Here is a 1,270-nt window from a genome sequence, read left to right as displayed (position 1 = left end):
GGGGACCTTGAAAAATCCAGCTTTTCAGGGGGGCGTGAGTAGTTAATGAAATACTACGGACTTATGCCGAACTGGGAGCGAAAAGGTGGGTAATGCCCTGCGATTCACTTTTCCAGGTAGCCTGTTCGGCCTGTCTTTGGCCTGTTCAGGCAACAGCAGGCGCACCTTTCCTACCTTTGGTCAGCTGCAGGTAGCGCATCAGGTTGTAGGTCAGGTTTATCAAACCGATCTTGACTTTGGCCCGAGCTAACCCAATGGTGCGGATGAATTTCCCGCCCAGGCTGTTCTCCTGGAAGCCAAAGACATGCTCGACGCGGGAGCGGATATTCGAACGCTGGCGATTGTTCGCCTGCTGCTCGTGACTGAGCGGTCGGTTGCGCTGACCTTTCTCGCAGATATGACTCTCGTAGCCGGCGTCTTGCAGAACCTGCTCCGTTTCTTCACTGCGGTACGCGCTGTCAGCCCACACCGCCGGGTCCACGTTGTCGGGATCGACGAGGTCGTCAAACACCTGGCTATCATGCACATTCGCCGGCGTCGTCTTGAACCGGCGGATGAGCTTGTGCTCAGCATCGATACTGATGTGGTTCTTGTAGCCAAAATAGCGTTTGCCGCGCTTTCCCGTCCAACGTCCATCCACGTCTTTTTGGGCACGCTTGGCCTCGCCCCAGGCTTGTGGAACCTCACCGTTCTTGAGCTGCTGGTTCTCCTCGCGGCGATTCCGTTGGATCGGCACCGGGACGATAGAAGCATCAATGATCTGGCCTTGCCTGGCCTCGAAGCCCTCAGCCACCAGGAAGTCGTCGAAGCGATTGAACACCCGCTCCAGCAGCCCCAACTCCTTGAGTCGTTCGCGAAAGCGCCACACGGTGGTCGCATCCGGAACCTCATCCTCGATTCCCAAACCAAGAAACCGCGTAAACGACAACCGATCACGGATCTGGTACTCCACCTGCTCGTCAGCCAAGTTGTAGAGCGTCTGCAAGACCAGCATCTTGAACATCAACACCACATCGAACGGCTTGCGACCCGCTTTGGATTTGCGTTCCTTCTCGTGCACCGGCTCCAGCAGGGGACGAAAACACTCCCATGGGATCGCCGCCGTCAGCCGCTCCAGCGGATCACCCAGCTGGCTGATGCTCTGCAACCGGTTCTCAATGTCAAAGAAGCTGCGCTGGCCCATGGTTTCCCCGTCGATGAGCATTCATTTTGGACTGGCGTGATTTTACCCTCGCTTAGCTCACCACGCAGGCAATTTTGCAAGGTGCCC

General features: G+C 56.9%; 1 protein-coding gene. It reads right to left on the bottom strand.

All coding sequences use genetic code 11. From position 1 onward, the window contains the following. Nucleotides 1–145: 145 nt before the first annotated feature. The gene (locus BQ17_RS19955) at nucleotides 146–1,183 is read right to left on the bottom strand and encodes an IS5 family transposase (RefSeq protein ID WP_089730142.1); all 1,038 of its coding nucleotides are present in this window, start codon (nucleotides 1,181–1,183) and stop codon (nucleotides 146–148) included. Nucleotides 1,184–1,270: the final 87 nt, after the last annotated feature.

The sequence above is a fragment of the Candidatus Thiosymbion oneisti genome, assembly GCF_900092655.1.
Taxonomy (GTDB): Bacteria; Pseudomonadota; Gammaproteobacteria; order Chromatiales; family Chromatiaceae; genus Thiosymbion; species Thiosymbion oneisti.
Note: the sequence above shows the minus strand (reverse complement) of the source record. Positions and strands in the feature narration are given on the sequence as shown.

What these genes read in the sequence shown, in the direction of transcription:
- BQ17_RS19955 (WP_089730142.1), bottom strand. Translation starts at nt 1,183, where the DNA reads ATGGGCCAGCGCAGCTTCTTTGACATTGAGAACCGGTTGCAGAGCATC.